This window comes from Blastochloris sulfoviridis (genome assembly GCF_008630065.1).
Classification (GTDB): Bacteria; Pseudomonadota; Alphaproteobacteria; order Rhizobiales; family Xanthobacteraceae; genus Blastochloris; species Blastochloris sulfoviridis.
In genome coordinates this window covers 135,691-152,207 of record NZ_VWPL01000006.1, presented here as the reverse complement: position 1 = coordinate 152,207, position 16,517 = coordinate 135,691, and the positions used below count along the sequence as shown (strand labels likewise).

The window sequence follows — 16,517 nt, the reverse complement described above, 5'->3', positions numbered from 1 at the left end:
GTCGGCTGGAGGCGTGTCGATGTCGCGGTCGTGAGTTGCCAACGCGCCCGTCGTTCATCGCGCCCGTCGTCCATCGCGTCTGTCGTCCATCGCGGGAGGAAAGGTCGCTTTGCCGTCACGCGGCGGCTCTAGAGCATTCTCCGCAAAAGTGGGAACCGGTTTTGCGAACGGGAATGCGATCGCGTGAAGAGTTGGAGCGCCGATCCGATGCCGTCGGTTCGGACCGCGCTCCAGGATGACCGCCGGGTGCGGCCGCGCAGGCCGGTGCGGCGGCTTGATGTGTCGATTGTCGGCAACCGAAGACTCAGCAACCCATAAGAACTCAGCAAGCGAGAAGAATGATGAGCACGTTGGTCGTACTCGGGTTCGACGGACTCCACACCGCGGACGAGGTTCTCAACAAGCTGCGCTCCCTGCAGAAGGAATATCTGGTCGACCTTGAGGATGCCGTCGTCGTCGAGCGCGACGCTGCCGGCAAGGTGCACATGAAGCAGGCCGTCAATCTCACCGCGGTCGGCGCCGCCACCGGCGGCAGCAGCGGCGCGCTGTGGGGCGCGCTGGTGGGCCTGCTGTTCCTCAATCCGCTGGCCGGCATGGCGGTGGGCGCGCTCACCGGCGCCGGCGCCGGCGCGCTCGCCGGCTCGCTCACCGACTACGGCATCAATGATGATTTCGTGAAGCGGCTGGGCGCGACGATCCCGTCGGGCTCCTCGGCGCTGTTCGTGCTGTTCAAGAGCGTCAACACCGACAAGGTGCTGCCCGAGATCGAGTCCTTCAAGCCGCGGGTGCTGCAGACCTCGCTGAGCACCGAGGACGAACAGAAGCTCAAGGCCGAACTGGCCAAGCTGGTCGGCGCCTGATTTCCTCAACCTCGCCGGACGACGCGCAAGCCGCGCCGTCCGGCCCTCAAGCTTCAAGACTCAAGCTTCGAGACTGAAGCTGCAAGATTAGCTCCAAGATTGGATTTGACGCGTTTTCCGTCGCAGGGCCGGTTCCGTCGCAGGGCCGGTCCGGCCTTGGCGGGGGATGCGCTGGGGACGGTGGCACGTGCGTCAGCGACGGTGGGGGCGGTTCCGTTTGGATAGAATCATTGCCGGTGTCGGCGCGGCGCTGATGCTCGCCGCCTGTGCGCCCGAGCCGGAGGCGCCGGTCGCCGACGCGCGGCCGGTGCGCACTGTCACCATCGCCAAGAGCGAGGCCGGCACGGCGGTCACCTTCGCCGGCCGCATCGAGGCCGAGGACGAGGTGGCGCTCGGCTTCCGCATTGGCGGCCGGCTGGCCGAGCGTGCGGTGTCGGTCGGCGAGCGGGTCGGCCCCGGCCAGCTTCTCGCCCGGCTGGAGCCGCAGAACGAGATGAACGCCCTGCGCTCGGCGAAGGCCAATCTGGCCGCCGCCCAGGCGGCGCTGGTGCAGGCCGGCAACCATTTCACGCGCCAGCAGACGCTGCTCGCCCAGGGCTGGACGACGCGGGCGCTGTTCGACGAGGCGCAGAAGGCGCGCGACACCGCCCGCGCCCAGGTCGATTCCGCCGAGGCCCAGCTCAAAGCCGCGCGCGACCTCGTCAGCTTCACCGAGCTTGAGGCCGACGCCTCCGGCGTGGTGACGGCGATCGGCGCCGAGCCCGGCGAGGTGGTCCAGGCCGGGCGGATGATCGTGACCCTGGCCCGCCAGGGCGGGCGCGACGCGGTGTTCGACATTCCGGCCCAGGTGCTGCGCTCGGCGCCGAGCGAGCCGGCGATCGCCGTCAATCTCACCGACGATCCCACCGTCACCGCCAGCGGGCGGGTGCGCGAGGTCGCCGAGCAGGCCGATCCGGTCACCCGCACCTTCCAGGTCAAGGTCGGGCTGGAGAAGCCGCCCGAGGCGATGCGGCTCGGTGCGGCGGTGACCGGCCGGCTGCAGATGGAGGCGGTGCCGATCATCGAGATCCCGGCCTCGGCGCTCACTCGCATCAACCGCCAGCCGGCGGTGTGGGTGGTCGATCCGGCGAGCCGCACGGTGACGCTGCGCAATGTCGAGGTGCTGCGCTTCGACCCGGCCAGCGTCGTGGTGTCGGGCGGGCTCGACACCGGCGAGGTGGTGGTCACCGCCGGCGTGCAGGCGCTGCATCCCGGCCAGAAGGTCCGCCTGCTCGGCGGGGAGCCATGATGCGGTTCAATCTGTCGGAATGGGCGCTCGGCCACCGCTCGCTGGTCGTCTATTTCATGATCGTGGCGGTGCTCGCCGGCATCCTCTCCTACAACCGGCTGGGCCGCAGCGAGGATCCGGCCTTCATCATCAAGACCATGGTGGTGCAGGCGGCCTGGCCCGGCGCCACCGTGCAGGACATGCTCGAACAGGTGACCGAGCGGATCGAGCGCAAGCTGCAGGAGACGCCGCACCTCGATTTCATCCGCTCCTACACCAATGCCGGCGTCACCACGGTGTTCGTCAATCTCGATGGCGCCACCTCGGCGCAGCAGGTGGCGGACACCTGGTACCATGTGCGCAAGTCGATCGGCGACATCCGCCACACCTTGCCGGCCGGCGTGGTCGGGCCAGGCTTCAACGACGAGTTCGGCGACACCTTCGGCATCATCTACGGCTTCACCGCTGATGGCTTCACCCACCGCGAGCTGCGCGACCATGTGGAGGACGTGCGCTCGAAGCTGCTGCGCCTGCCCGACGTCTCCAAGATCGAGATCCTCGGCGCCCAGGACGAGGTAATCTTCGTCGAGTTCTCGGTTAAGGAGCTGGCGAGCCTCGGCATCGACCGCTCGGCGCTGATCAATGCGCTGCAGACCCAGAACATCGTGCGCCCGGCCGGCGTCATCCAGACCGGCAACGAGGCGATCTCGCTGCGGGTGTCGGGCGCCTTCCGCACCGAGCAGGACGTCGCCGACGTCAATTTCGCGGTCGGCGGCCGCATGCTGCGCTTAAGCGACATCGCCCGCGTCCACCGCGGCTATGCCGACCCGCCGCAGCCGCAGTTCCGCGCCAACGGCCAGCCGGCGATCGGGCTGGCCATCGCCATGCGCGAGGGCGGCGACATCCTGGCGCTCGGCCAGCGCATCGACCGCGCCATGGCCCAGATCAAGGCCGAGCTGCCGGTGGGTATCGAGCCGGCGCTGGTCGCCGACCAGGCGGTCACCGTGGAGAGCGCGATCGCCGAGTTCATGTCCTCGCTGTGGCAGGCGGTGGCGATCATCCTGGCGGTCAGCTTCATCAGCCTCGGCGTGCGGGCAGGTCTGGTGGTGGCGCTGTCGATCCCGCTGACGCTGGCCGCGGTGTTCGCGGTGATGGATCTGAGCAGCATCGACATGCAGCGCATCTCGCTCGGTGCGCTGATCATCGCGCTGGCGCTCCTGGTCGACGACGCGATGACCACCACCGACGCCATGCTGAACCGGCTCGCCCGCGGCGAAAGCAAGGTGCAGGCGGCCTCCTTCGCCTTCCGCACCTACGCGTTCGCCATGCTGGCCGGCACGCTGGTCACCATCGCCGGCTTCGTGCCGGTGGGCTTCGCCGCCAGTTCGGCCGGCGAATACACGTTTTCGCTCTTCGCCGTCGTCGCCATCGCGCTGGTGCTGTCGTGGCTGGTGGCCGTGGTGTTCGCGCCGCTCCTGGGCCTCGCCATCCTCGCGCCGCCCAAAGAGGGCGCGGAGGCGAAGCCCGGCCCGGTGTTCCGCGCCTATCGCGGGCTGCTCGGTGCCGCGCTGCGCCTGCGCTACCTCACCATCGCGCTGACGGTGGGCCTGTTCGCGGCGGCGATCGCAGCCCTGCCGCTGATCCCCAACCAGTTCTTCCCCTCCTCCGACCGGCCCGAGCTGCTGGTCGATCTGCGGCTGCCGCAGAACGCCTCGATCTACGCCACCGAATCCATGGTGGAGCGCTTCGACGCGGTGCTGAAGGACGACCCGGACGTCGCGCGCTGGAGCACCTATGTCGGCCGCGGCGCCATCCGCTTCTACCTGCCGCTCGACGTGCAGCTTCCCAACGACTTCTTCGCGCAAGGCGTGATCGTCGCCAAGGACGTGGCGGCGCGCGAGCGGCTGCGCCAGAAGCTGGAGAAGGTGCTGGCCGAGGACTTCCCGAGCGTGGTCTCGCGCATCTCGCCGCTGGAGCTCGGGCCGCCGGTCGGCTGGCCGGTGCAGTACCGGGTGAGCGGCCCCGACCTCTCCAAGGTGCGCGAGATCGCCTTCCGGCTGGCCGAGATCGTGGCGCAGGACAAGCGGACCCGCACCGTCAATTTCGACTGGATCGAGCCGGCCCGCGAGGTGCGCATCCGCATCGACCAGGACGAGGCGCGCCGCCTCGGCCTGAGCTCGCAGGCCATCGCCAGCGTGCTCAACACCGTGGTGTCCGGCCAGGCGATCTCGCAGGTGCGCGACAGTATCTATCTCGTCGACATCGTGGTGCGCGCCACCGACGAGCAGCGCGTGTCGCTCGCCACCTTGAGCACCCTGCAGGTGGCGCTGCCCAACGGCCGCACGGTGCCGCTCAGCCAGTTCGCCACCTTCGAGGAGACGCAGGACTATCCGGTGGTGTGGCGGCGCGACCGCGTGCCCACCCTCACCGTGCAGGCCGACGTGCGCCAGGGCGCGCTGCCCGAGAGCGTCACCGACGCGCTGGAGCCGGCGGTGAAGGCGCTGCAGAGCGGCCTGCCGCCGGGTTACAGCATCGTCATCGGCGGCACGGTGGAGGAGAGCGCCAAGTCGCAGGCCTCGGTGATCGCCGTGGTGCCCTTGATGCTGCTGCTGATGGTCACCGTGCTGATGGTGCAGCTCCAGAGCTTCCAGCGGCTGTTCATCGCGCTCACCGTCGGGCCGCTCGGGCTCATCGGCGTGGTCGGCGCGCTGCTCCTGTCCGGCCGGCCGCTCGGCTTCGTGGCGATCCTCGGCATCCTGGCGCTGCTCGGCATGATCACCAAGAACGCCGTCATCCTGATCGGCCAGATCGAGGCCGAGCGCGCGGCGGGCAAGAACGTGCGCGAGGCGGTGATGGACGCCGCCAGCACCCGCTTCCGGCCGATCATGCTCACGGCGGTGTCCACCGTGCTCGGCATGATCCCCATCGCGCCGACCGTGTTCTGGGGGCCGATGGCCTTCTCGATCATGGGCGGGCTCTTGGTGGCGACGCTGCTGACCTTGATCTTTCTACCGGCGCTCTATGTGGCTTGGTTTGGCAGTCGTGAAAAAACGGACGCCGCGGCGGCGGCGTCCTGAGGGCGGCAAGGGCAGGGTGCCCGGAGTCCGGGTGCGGCAAGACGAAACGCGGCAAGACGAAACGCGGCAAGACGAAATGCGGCAGAAGCGGTGTGCAGCGCTGTCCCGGCAATGACGGGCGGCAATCGAGGGAGGGCTGCCAGTGAGCAGAAACAAGTACGACGCCCGATACTTGACCGGCAAGCGCGCCCGCGTTGCCGTCGCGGCGATGTTCGGTTGGGTGACGGTCGTCCAGCCGGCCTTCGCGCAGAGCCCGCCGGCCGAGCCGGCCCAGGCGCCGACCCCCTTGCCGCTGCCGGCGGCGCCGGGGTCTCCGGCCGCGCCGAACCAGGCCGGGCCGGCGGAGAAGGTCTATACGCTCTCCGATCTCGAATATCTGCTCGGGCCGATCGCCCTTTACCCTGATCCGCTGGTGGCGCTGATCCTGCCGGCCACCACCTATCCGGTGCAGATCATCCAGGCCGACCGCTGGCTCGACGCCAATCGCGACGCGGTCGCCAAGGGCGATTTCAGCGGCGTCGACGCCCAGACCTGGGACAATTCGGTGAAGGCGCTGGCGCGCTTCCCCGACGTTCTGAAGATGCTGGCCGACAATCTGGATTGGACGCAGGCGCTGGGCGCGGCATTCGCGCTGCAGCCGGCCGATGTCGCCTCCGTCATCCAGGTGCTGCGCGCCCGCGCCGAGAAGGCCGGCAACCTCGCCTCGACGCCGCAGCAGGTGGTGACGACGCGCGAGGACAGCGGCACGCGGACGATCTATATCGCGCCGGCCGATCCGGAGCGGATCTACGTGCCGGTCTATGATTCCTCGGTGGTGTTCGACACCTTCGCCACCGGCGCGCTGCTGTTCGGCACCGCGGTGCTGGTCGGCTCGGCGTGGTACGGCGGCTGGTGGGGCCGCAACAACTGGAACAACTGGCGCTGGAACAACATCTGGGTCGACCGGCCGGCGTGGCGGCCCGGCCGTCCCGGCGGCCCGCCGCCCGGCGCATGGCGACCCGGCCGTCCCGGCGGCCCGCCGCCGCGCCCGCCCTTCCGGCCCGACCGCCCCGGCGGCGGTCCCGATCGTCCCGGCCTTCGTCCCGATCGCCCCGGCGGCCCGGGTGGGCCCGGTGGTCCTGGCGGTCCAGGCGGCCCCGGTTTCCGTCCGGATCGTCCCGGCGGCGGCCCCGGTGATCGTCCTGGTGGTCCGGGAGGCCCTGGCGGTCCCGACCGTCCTGGTCTCCTTCCGGATCGTCCCGGTGGCGGCCCCGGTGATCGCCCCGGCGGCGGTCCTGGCGATCGTCCTGGCGGCGGCCCCGATCGTCCCGGCCTTCGTCCCGATCGTCCTGGCGGCGGTCCTGGCGATCGTCCTGGCGGCGGCCCCGATCGTCCCGGCCTTCGTCCCGATCGTCCGGGTGGCGGACCAGGCGACCGTCCTGGCGGCGGCCCCGACCGGCCCGGTGTTCGTCCGGATCGTCCGGGTGGCGGACCAGGGGATCGTCCCGGCGGCGGCGCTGGCCGTCCGGATCTTCCGGCGCGTCCGGATCGTCCGGCAGCGCGACCCGACCGTCCGGCGGACCGTCCCGCCGCCCGGCCGGATCGTCCGGCCGCACGCCCCGACCGTCCCGCCGCCCGGCCGCAGCAGCGCCCGGCTGCCCGGCCGGATCGTCCCGCGGCGCGGCCGCAGCAGCGCCCGGCTGCCCGGCCGGATCGTCCCGCGGCGCGGCCGCAGCAGCGTCCGGCTGCCCGGTCGAAGCAGCGCCAGACCCGCCCGGCTGCCCGGTCGCAGCAGCGTCCGGCCGCCCGCCAGCAGCGCCCGTCGGCGCGTCCGGCAGCCCGTCCACGTCCGGCCGCGCGCTCCCAGCCGCGTGCCAGCGGACGGGCGGCAGGCCGTGGTGGCGGCCGTGGTGGCGGTGGCGGACGGGGAGGGCGGCGCTGAGCCCCGTGTGGTCCGCTCGGGGCGGCAATCGAGCCGCGCGGCCACCGCGAAGCGCATCCTGATCCCAACATGGCAGCGCCGGCCCCACGGGCCGGCGTTTCGTTTGATCGCCAGAGGTCAGGCTGTCGGCCGGGGAGGTTCGGCGAGGCCGTTTCCGGAATCCCGCAGGGATCGGCCGGAAGCCGGATGGCCCCCCATCAATGCTCGCCGTCGCGCGGCAGGTGATGCGGGCGGCGCTGCACCGCGAACACCGACATCGCGTCCGCCTTGCCCAGTTCCGCCTTGCCCAGTTCAGTCTTGCCCAACTCGCCCTTGCCTGCCTCGGCCTTGCCTGTCTCGGCTTTCGCCGGCTCGGCGCCCAGCAGGGTCGCGTTGGACTTGGGCTTGCGTTCGAACTCGAACCGGCCGGTGGAGCGCAGTTCGAGCACGAACCGGCAGAACTGCAGGCTGGACAGGAACTCGGTGCGGCCGGCGGTGTCCACCACCCGGAAGCGCGAGCGGTCCGGCGCCATGAACACTTCGGCGGTGACCGGGCCGCGCCGCAGTCCGGCCTTGGTTCTCAGCAGCACCTGTCCCCAGCGCACCGGCGTTTCCGCATCCATGGCGGCGAGATCGCCGAGAACCAGGGGTTCGGATACGCGTTCCGTCGCAGCGCTCATGCGTTCCCCTCCGCAGCCGCAGGTGGCCCGCGTGGATGACATCCGGCCCGCGCCCACCGCGGGGCGGCTCCCGAGGCCGCCACAAGGCAAAATTAGCTGCAGAGCGCTTAGGATTCCCTTGCCGGATTGCCGGCAAATCGCGGCACCGGTCACCGGGTGGGCATGCCTGCCGCAGGAAGCTCCGGCGCGTTTGCGCTATAGTTGCTGAAAATTGAGGGAGGCGGCATGCCGGTCAGGTCGGTGGCGAAGGCGCAGAGGGTGCGCGCGGCGACGGGACCGTTGGCCCGTGCGGTGCCGCGCCTGCGCATCGTGCTGGTCGGCGACAAGCGCATCGGCCCGGGCAAGATGGATCTTCTGGAGGCGATCGGCCGCACCGGCTCGATCTCGGCCGCCGGGCGCGCGATGGGCATGTCCTACCGGCGGGCGTGGCTGCTGGTCGACGAGGCCAACAGCATGTTCACCCGGCCGCTGGTGGTCGCCTCGGCTGGCGGCGTCCATGGCGGCGGCGCCCAGCTCACCGAGTTCGGCCGGTCGGTGGTCGCCGCCTATCGCCGCATCGAGGCGCGCACCCGCGCCGCCATCCTCGACGAATTCGCACCGTTCGAGAACGATATCGTGACCGACGCCGGACCCGTCACCCCGGCCTGATCCCGCTGGAGCATTCTCCGCAAAAGTGGGAACCGGTTTTGCGAAAGAGAATGCGACAAAACAAAGACTTGGAGCATTCTCCGCAAAAGTGGGAACCGGTTTTGCGAAAGAGAATGCGACAAATCGAGGACTTGAGCCGCGTCCGCTTGGTTCAATCAGATCGGCGGATGCTCTAGCCGCCCGAGAAACGAGCCCAACCATGTCGCCGGAATTCCTCATCACCGCGCTGATCATCGTCGCCTCGCCCGGCACCGGCGTGCTCTACACGCTGGCCTATGGCCTCACGCGCGGGCGGCGGGCCGCCGTCATTGCGGCGTTCGCCGGCACGCTCGGCATCGTGCCGCACATCGCCGCCGCCATCGCCGGCCTGGCGGCGCTGCTGCATGCCAGCGCGCTCGCCTTCGAGGCGGTGAAATACGCCGGCGTCGCCTATCTCCTGTGGATGGCGTGGCAGACGCTGAAGGAGAGCGGGGCGCTGGCGGTGGGCGCGGCCGAGGATCTGCCGGCCAGCCGCATCATCGCGCGCGGCGTGCTGATCAATCTCCTGAACCCCAAGCTGTCGATCTTCTTCCTCGCCTTCCTGCCGCAGTTCGTCGAGGCCGGCGAGGCCCACCCGGTCGTCCGCATGCTGGAACTGTCGGGCACCTTCATGGCGATGACGTTTGCGGTGTTCGTGCTCTACGGCTTCGCCGCGGCGGCGGCGCGCACCTACGTCATCGGCCGGCCGAGCGTGATGACCTGGCTGCGCCGCTCGTTCGCCGCGGCCTTCGTGGCGCTCGGCGCCAAGCTCGCGCTGGCCGAGCGCTGAGCGTGATCGTCAATATTATATGAATTGTCATCCCGGGCGAGCGTCAGCGAGACCCAGGATCGTCTTCAGGACGAGGGCCTCTATCTGCAAACGGTCCCGGGTCGCGCGGCTCGCCCGGGACGACGCCGGCCCCCGTTCACCCGATGGCGTCGAGCAGCGGCTCCTTGCCGGTGCGCTTGTGCCAGCCGTCGAACCACACGAGGTCGTGCAGCGGCAGCCGCCGCCGCCAGCCCGTCACCTCGAGCTCCGGCTTGGCATAGAAGTGGGTGACGGCGCCGACGCACAGATAGGCGATCGGCTGGATCTCGGGCGGGATGCCTAGCGCCTGGCGCAGCGCGTCATAGTCGAGGATCGACACCCACCCCACGCCGAGATTCTCGGCGCGGGCGGCGAGCCACAGATTCTCCACCGCGCACACCGCGCTGTAGAGGTCCATTTCCGGCTGGTGGGTGCGGCCGAGCACCACCTTGCCGGCGCGGGCGCGGTCGCAGGTGACGCAGATGCCGACCGGCGCGTCGAGAATGCCTTCGAGCTTGAGGCGGCGGTAGCGCTCGCGCTGCTCGTCCTCGAACATCTCGGCGGCCTCGGCGTGGGCGCGGGCGAAGCCGGCATGCACCTTCTTCTTCACCGCCGGGTCGCGCACGATGATGAAATCCCAGGGCTGCATGAAGCCGACCGAGGGGGCATGGTGGGCGGCCTCCAGCAGCCGCGCCAGCACCTCGTCCGGCACCGGGTCGGGCCGGAACTGGCCGCGCACGTCGCGCCGCGTGTGGATGCAGCGATAGACCGCGACGCGCTCGTCGAGCGTGAAGGCCGGGTCGTACTGGATCGGCATGTCGTTGACGTCGCTCGTGCTCATGTCTCCCCCTCGCGGGCGGGCGGCCGCCTCGGCGGTGGCCGGTGCGGTCCGGGCGTCCGCTCCGCCTGCGTCAGGGCGGGACGCTCCGGGCCCTGGCTTTAGAGCATGCGGCGCAAAAGTGGAAACCGGCCCGGGAGAGCCGTGAGGCGCCCCCGGTCGATCCCGCCGGAATGCAGGACGCGGGCGAGCCGAAGAATCCTTGATCTGAAAGACGTTTCCGGCGGCGGGACGGCGAAGCGCCGGCCCGCCGGACCGGATTCCGTCTCATGCCCCGACGAATACGCACCCCGCGTCTGCACGGCCGGCGACACGCCGCGTGCCGGCCACGCTTCGGAGCGTGGCGCGGCGAGGAGCCCGGCTGCTCCCGCCGCCGGCCCTGCGCCATCCGGGGCCCGACAGCGGGCATTCGACGCAGGGCCGAGGGGCGCCGAATCGGGAACTGGTGGGTAGGGCGCGTCATTGTGTCGTCAACCAATCGCTAATGAAACTGATCTGTCACTCGGCTGCCGTCGTACCCGCGAAGTGCCCTCGTAATAATCAGATGAATCGGGCGTGGTAACTCTTTACTTCGGCTTGGATGGGTCTTCAGCCATGGTCCGGTCACACCGAAAGGCTAGCAATTCCGGACGGAGTACATATCTGTTCATAATGAGTGTTTGCTCCCCCGGAATTACCCCCCGCAAATAGGATGATTGCAATGATGCGAGAAACGATTGGTCGAGAACGAACGCGCTGGCGCGGCGCGGCGCACGTCGAGGGCCGCAACGGCCGTTACGGCGCCCTGCCGGCCGAGATCAACCCGGCGGAGTTCGGGTTCGGCGGCGCTCCGGCCCCCCGGCCCGCCGGCTATGTCGCCATCGTGGCCGGCCGGCCCGGCGGCTACCGCGTGGTGCTGCCCGACCTGCCCGCCTGCACCGCCGGTGGCGAGACCATCGACGCCGCGCTGGCCGATGCCGCCCAGGTGGTGCGCCACTGGTGCGAGGCGGCGCGCGATCGCGGCGAGGCGCTGCCCGAGCCGCGTTCGGCCGAGGACGCGGTGCACGGCGACCCCGAACTGACGAAGCTGTTGCGCCAGGACAGCGCGCTGGCGCTGGTGCCGCTGCTGCCGGACGCGCCGCTGGCCAAGACCATCGAGCTGACGCTCGATGCCGATCTCGTGGCCGCGGTCGACGCGACGGCGGCGGCCAGCGGGCTCGACCGTCTGGCCTTCATCGAGGATGCCCTCAAGGCCGCGCTGGCGCGCCAGATCGACGAGAGCGTCGAATGAGCGGGAACGACACCGCCCGGTCCGCGCGCGCGGACCGGGCGGTCGCACGCCGCTTCGTCTCGGGCTCGCCCTTCTCGGGCTCAGCTCTCAGGCGCGCCGTTCGCGGCGAGGCCTGCGCCGGTGACCGCAGCAGCGGACGGCGCGCTCACACCCGCTTTGCCAGCCAGCCGGCGAAGAACGAGCTGATGTAGGCGATACGGCGCTCTTCATTGTCCGGCAGGTACCAGGCCCCGGCGCTGGCGGACGGCACGGCCGAGAGCATGGGCACGCGGGCGCTCGGCGTCTTGCTGCCGGCCGGCACGACCAGCGCCTCGCCCTCCAGATAATCGGTATCGACCGTCGATCCGCCGCCACCGCCGCCGCCGCTGGCCGTGCCGGTGTAGGAGCCCAGCGACAGCGAGGTGATTCGCACCACCAGGGTCGGCGCGCCGCGCGCCCCGGTGACCCGCCCGGCGAACGCCGCCGGCAGCTCGCGGGAGAGGTTGCGGCGAATCAGCTCGGCGTCGCGGGGGTCGCCGAGCCGGGCCAGCGGCGAGGTGTCGATGGTGATGGCGCGGAACGTCGTTGCGCCCTGGGCGGCGGCCGGCCGGGCGAGGGCCGGCAGCGCGGCCAGCGCGCCACTGAGCGCGGCCAGCACGGCACGGCGGGTGAAGGGATCAGCGCGACTCACCATGGCATCCTCCGCAGTTTGGCGACCGCAGTTTGGCGACCGGGATCGGGCGCGTACGGTGTCCGGCCGATCGGCCGGCGAACCGTATCAGACCCAGCGCACCTCGACGATCTCATAGCTCTTGGCGCCGCCCGGGGCATTCACTTCCACCGAGGCGCCGACCTTCTTGCCGACGAGGGCGCGGGCGAGCGGCGAGGTGATGGAGATGCGGCCCTTCTTGGCGTCGGCCTCCTGCTCGCCGACGATCTGCCAGACCCTCTCCTCCTCGCTGTCCTCGTCGACCAGCTTGACGGTGGCGCCGAACTTGACGACCTCGCCGGACAGCTTCGACACGTCGATCACTTCGGCGCGAGAAATGATCGATTCGAGCTCGGCGATGCGGCCCTCATTGTGGCTCTGCGCTTCCTTGGCCGCGTGGTACTCGGCGTTCTCCGACAGATCGCCGTGCGCCCGCGCCTCCGAGATGGCTTCGATGATCCGGGGCCGCTCCACCGCTTGGCGGTGCTTCAGCTCCGCCTCCAGGGCGCTGAAGCCCGCCGCCGTCATCGGAACACGTTCCATCATTTTCCCCCTGCGACCGCGCAACCGGCTCCGGGCTCGGCGCGGTTCGAACAAATCCACACGCGAACAAATCCACCAACGCCCGCGGCCGAATCATCCTCGGCCCGCGGCGTTCACTCATGCCGACGCTGGTCCGCGATCGGCGGCCGTGCGGCCGCCCATTGTGAACTGCATCTTACGCCTCCGGGATCGCGACGTGATCTCCCGGATTCAAACGCTTCCGTATCCAGACGACCGCGTGGCGGTCGCGTTGGGTATCCAGGCGACCGCATGGCGGTCGCGTTCGCTATCCTGACGACCGCATGGCGGTCCCGGAAGAAGGGTATCACGCGGCGTCGAAATAGGCCTGCAGCGCCCGCACCTCGAAATCGCCGCCCAGATAGGCCTTGATTCCCTCCGCCGCCGCCACCGCACCCGAGAGGGTGGTGTAATAGGGCACCTTGTGCAAGAGGGCGGCCCGCCGGAGCGACCGGCTGTCGGCCAGCGCCTGGGCGCCGTCGGTGGTGTTGAACACGAGCTGCACCTCGCCGTTCTTGATGGCGTCGACGATGTGCGGGCGGCCTTCCAGCACCTTGTTGATCTTGGCCGCCGGCACGCCGTTCTCCATCAGGAAGCGCTGGGTGCCCGAGGTGGCGATGAGCTTGAAGCCGAGCTCGTGCAGCAGCCGGGCCACCGGCAGCACCCGCGGCTTGTCCGCCTCCTTCACCGAGACGAACACCGTGCCGGTGCGCGGCACCTTGGTGCCCGAGCCGAGCTGCGACTTGGCGAAGGCGGCGGCATAGGTGCGGTCGAGCCCCATCACCTCGCCGGTCGAGCGCATCTCCGGGCCGAGCACGGTGTCGACGCCGGGGAAGCGCGCGAACGGGAACACCGCCTCCTTGACGCCGATATGGTTGAGCTTGCGCGGCTTGAGGCCGAAGCTCGCCAGCTTCTCGCCGGCCATGATGCGCGAGGCGATCTTGGCGATCGGCAGGCCGATCACCTTGGCCACGAACGGCACGGTGCGCGAGGCGCGCGGATTGACCTCCAGCACGTAGATGTCGCCGTTCTTCAGCGCGTACTGCACGTTCATCAGCCCGCCGACGTTCAAGGCCAGCGCCATGGCGCGGGTCTGGCGCTCCAGCTCGGCGATGGTCTCCTCCGTCAGCGAGTGCGGCGGCAGCGAGCACGCCGAATCGCCGGAATGGATGCCGGCTTCCTCGATGTGCTCCATCACGCCTGCGACGAAGGTGTCGGTGCCGTCGCAAAGGCAGTCGACGTCGATCTCGATGGCGTCGGCGAGGTAGCGGTCGAGCAGAAGCGGCCGCTTGTCGGAGACCACGAGCTCGCCGGGCCGCGCCAGGTCGCGCGTCAGCCGCTCCAGGTAGCGGTCGAGATGGCCGGGGTCGAACACGATCTCCATCGCCCGGCCGCCCAGCACGTAGGAGGGGCGGATGACGATGGGATAGCCGATCGAGGCGGCCTTGGCGCGCGCATCCTCCGGGCTCACCGCGATGGCGTTCTGCGGCTGCTTGAGGCCCAGCCTGTCGAGGAGCTGCTTGAAGCGGTCGCGGTCCTCGGCGAGGTCGATCGCGTCGGGCGAGGTGCCGAGGATCGGGATGTTCGCCTCTTCCAGCGACTGGGCGAGCTTCAGCGGCGTCTGGCCGCCGAACTGCACGATGGCGCCGTGCAGGCGGCCATTCGTCTGTTCACGCGCGAGGATCTCGGTGACGTCCTCGGTGGTGAGCGGCTCGAAATAGAGCCGGTCCGAGGTGTCGTAGTCGGTCGACACCGTCTCCGGATTGCAGTTGATCATGATCGTCTCGAACCCGGCATCGCGCAGGGCGAACGAGGCGTGGCAGCAGCAATAGTCGAACTCGATGCCCTGGCCGATGCGGTTCGGCCCGCCGCCGAGGATCGCCACCTTGGTGCGGTCGGAGGGTCGCGCCTCGTCGGCGGGCGCGCCCGCGAACGGCGTCTCGTAGGTCGAGTACATGTAGGCGGTGGGCGAGGCGAATTCGGCCGCGCAGGTGTCGATGCGCTTGTAGACCGGGCGCACGCCCTGCGCGTGGCGGGCTGAGCGCACCTCGGTCTCGCTCTTGCCGGTGAGCTTGGCAAGGCGCGCATCCGAGAAGCCCATCGCCTTCAGCCGGCGCATCGAGGCCGCGCTGCCGGGCAGGCCCTTGGCGCGGATCTCCGCCTCCATCTCGACGATGGCGCGGATGCGCTCCAGGAACCACGGATCGATCTTGCAGCTCTCGAAGATCTGCTCGTCGCTCCAGCCGAGCCGCATCGCCTGGGCGACCTGCAGCAGGCGCCCCGGCGTCGGCGTGCCCAGCGCCGCGCGGATGGCGTTCTTGTCGTCGCCCTGGCCCAGCCCCTCGATCTCGATCTCGTCGAGCCCGGTGAGGCCGGTTTCCAGCGAGCGCAGCGCCTTCTGCAGGCTTTCCTCGAAGGTGCGGCCGATCGCCATCGCCTCGCCGACCGACTTCATCGCGGTGGTCAGCACGGTGAAGTTGGGATCGGCGGAGGTGAACTTCTCGAAGGCGAAGCGCGGAATCTTGGTGACGATGTAGTCGATCGTCGGCTCGAACGAGGCGGGCGTGGCGCCGCCGGTGATGTCGTTGGCGATCTCGTCCAGCGTGTAGCCGATGGCGAGCTTGGCGGCGACCTTGGCGATGGGGAAGCCGGTGGCCTTCGACGCCAGGGCCGAGGAGCGCGACACGCGCGGGTTCATCTCGATGATGACGAGGCGTCCGTCCGTGGGATTGACCGCGAACTGCACGTTCGAGCCGCCGGTCTCCACCCCGATCTCGCGCAGCACCGCGATCGAGGCGTCGCGCATGATCTGGTATTCCTTGTCCGTCAGCGTCAGCGCCGGCGCGATGGTGATCGAATCGCCGGTGTGCACGCCCATCGGATCGACGTTCTCGATCGAGCAGATGATGATGCAGTTGTCCGCCTTGTCGCGGACCACCTCCATCTCGAACTCCTTCCACCCCAGCACCGATTCCTCGATCAGCACCTCGTGGGTGGGCGAGGCGTCGAGCCCGCGCTCGACGATCTCCAAAAACTCGGTCTTGTTGTAGGCGATGCCGCCGCCGGTGCCGCCCAGCGTGAAGGACGGGCGGATGATGGCCGGCAGCCCGACATATTCGAGCGCCTCGAGCGCTTCGATCAGCGCCTTGTCCTGATAGCGCTTGCGGCGCTCGACCTCGCCCTTGAGCCACGTCTTCTCGAACGCCTTGAGCTGATCGGCCTTGTCGGCGTCGGGGATGTCCTGGGCGGTGATGCGGGCGATCTCGGCCTTGTAGGCGTCGCGGTCGCCCTTCTTGAAATCGGAGGCGTTGGCGAGACGCGAGCGCGGCGTCTCCAGCCCGATGCGGTTCATCGCCTCGCGGAACAGCTGGCGGTCCTCGGCCTTGTCGATGGCGTGCGCCTTGGCGCCGATCATCTCGACGTCGAACTCCTCCAGCACGCCCATCTTTTCGAGCGACAGCGCGCAGTTGAGCGCGGTCTGCCCGCCCATGGTCGGCAGCAGCGCGAAGCCCTGCGTGCGGTCGCCGCGCTCCTTGGCGATGATCCGGCGCACGATCTCCGGCGTGATCGGCTCGATATAGGTGGCGTCGGCCAGGTCCGGATCGGTCATGATGGTGGCGGGGTTGGAGTTGACCAGGACGACCCGGTACCCCTCCTCCTTGAGCGCCTTCACCGCCTGGGTGCCGGAATAGTCGAACTCGCAGGCTTGGCCGATGACGATCGGCCCCGCGCCGATGATCAGAATCGTGGAGATGTCAGTCCGTTTGGGCATGGCAGAGTGCTGTTGGCGCACACGAAAAAAGGGCAGCGCCCCGTGGCGCGCCCTCCTCGGTGGGCGATTTGTTGCCGGAACGGCGGCAACCCTGCCTCTCCTTTAGAGGAGAATTGCCGGGGAGGGAAGC

12 protein-coding genes are annotated in these 16,517 nt (G+C 69.8%); 7 read left to right on the top strand and 5 right to left on the bottom strand.

Annotation, left to right across the window (positions count from 1 at the left end):
* Positions 1-341 precede the first annotated feature (341 nt).
* From F1193_RS05345 to F1193_RS05330, 4 genes are all read left to right on the top strand, one after another.
* Entirely contained in the window at positions 342-860 is a 519-nt protein-coding gene (locus F1193_RS05345; protein WP_150096637.1) for a DUF1269 domain-containing protein, read from the top strand.
* 253 nt (positions 861-1,113) lie between these two features.
* Positions 1,114-2,148 carry an efflux RND transporter periplasmic adaptor subunit gene (locus F1193_RS05340; protein ID WP_246164146.1) on the top strand — a complete coding sequence of 345 codons (1,035 nt, stop codon included), beginning with the start codon at positions 1,114-1,116 and terminating at the stop codon, positions 2,146-2,148.
* Positions 2,145-5,204, top strand: coding sequence for an efflux RND transporter permease subunit (locus F1193_RS05335; RefSeq protein ID WP_281287228.1), 3,060 nt, complete (start codon positions 2,145-2,147; stop codon positions 5,202-5,204). Before F1193_RS05340 ends, F1193_RS05335 begins: the two co-directional genes overlap by 4 nt.
* Positions 5,205-5,346: 142 nt before the next feature.
* Entirely contained in the window at positions 5,347-7,125 is a 1,779-nt protein-coding gene (locus tag F1193_RS05330) for a DUF3300 domain-containing protein (RefSeq protein ID WP_150096635.1), read from the top strand.
* Positions 7,126-7,322: 197 nt separating this feature from the next.
* On the opposite strand, the gene F1193_RS05325 is transcribed toward F1193_RS05330, so the two are convergent.
* On the bottom strand, positions 7,323-7,784 hold the full coding sequence (locus F1193_RS05325; RefSeq protein WP_150096634.1) for a hypothetical protein: 462 nt from the start codon (positions 7,782-7,784) through the stop codon (positions 7,323-7,325).
* A 225-nt stretch (positions 7,785-8,009) separates the two neighbouring features.
* On the opposite strand from F1193_RS05325, the gene F1193_RS05320 reads away from it, so the two are divergent.
* Together F1193_RS05320 and F1193_RS05315 are read left to right on the top strand one after the other, a co-directional pair.
* Complete coding sequence (locus F1193_RS05320) at positions 8,010-8,432, top strand: winged helix-turn-helix domain-containing protein (protein WP_150096633.1); 423 nt, start codon at positions 8,010-8,012, stop codon at positions 8,430-8,432.
* Positions 8,433-8,631: 199 nt separating this feature from the next.
* Complete coding sequence (locus F1193_RS05315) at positions 8,632-9,240, top strand: LysE family translocator (protein WP_150096632.1); 609 nt, start codon at positions 8,632-8,634, stop codon at positions 9,238-9,240.
* Between the two features lie 136 nt (positions 9,241-9,376).
* Here F1193_RS05315 and bluB read toward each other — a convergent pair whose 3' ends face one another.
* Positions 9,377-10,099 (bottom strand): 5,6-dimethylbenzimidazole synthase, encoded by a 723-nt coding sequence (bluB, locus tag F1193_RS05310; protein ID WP_246164138.1) that lies wholly within the window; start codon positions 10,097-10,099, stop codon positions 9,377-9,379.
* A gap of 697 nt (positions 10,100-10,796) precedes the next feature.
* Here bluB and F1193_RS05305 point away from each other — a divergent pair.
* Positions 10,797-11,366, top strand: a complete 570-nt coding sequence (locus F1193_RS05305; protein ID WP_170263389.1) for a type II toxin-antitoxin system HicB family antitoxin — start codon at positions 10,797-10,799, stop codon at positions 11,364-11,366.
* Positions 11,367-11,511: 145 nt separating this feature from the next.
* On the opposite strand, the gene F1193_RS05300 is transcribed toward F1193_RS05305, so the two are convergent.
* The 3 genes from F1193_RS05300 to carB form a co-directional block, all read right to left on the bottom strand.
* The gene (locus F1193_RS05300) at positions 11,512-12,039 is read right to left on the bottom strand and encodes a hypothetical protein (RefSeq protein WP_150096630.1); all 528 of its coding nucleotides are present in this window, start codon (positions 12,037-12,039) and stop codon (positions 11,512-11,514) included.
* Between the two features lie 84 nt (positions 12,040-12,123).
* A complete protein-coding gene (gene greA / locus F1193_RS05295; RefSeq protein WP_150096629.1) occupies positions 12,124-12,600 on the bottom strand; it encodes a transcription elongation factor GreA in 477 nt (158 codons plus the stop codon).
* A 322-nt stretch (positions 12,601-12,922) separates the two neighbouring features.
* Entirely contained in the window at positions 12,923-16,387 is a 3,465-nt protein-coding gene (carB, locus tag F1193_RS05290; RefSeq protein ID WP_150096628.1) for a carbamoyl-phosphate synthase large subunit, read from the bottom strand.
* Positions 16,388-16,517: the final 130 nt, after the last annotated feature.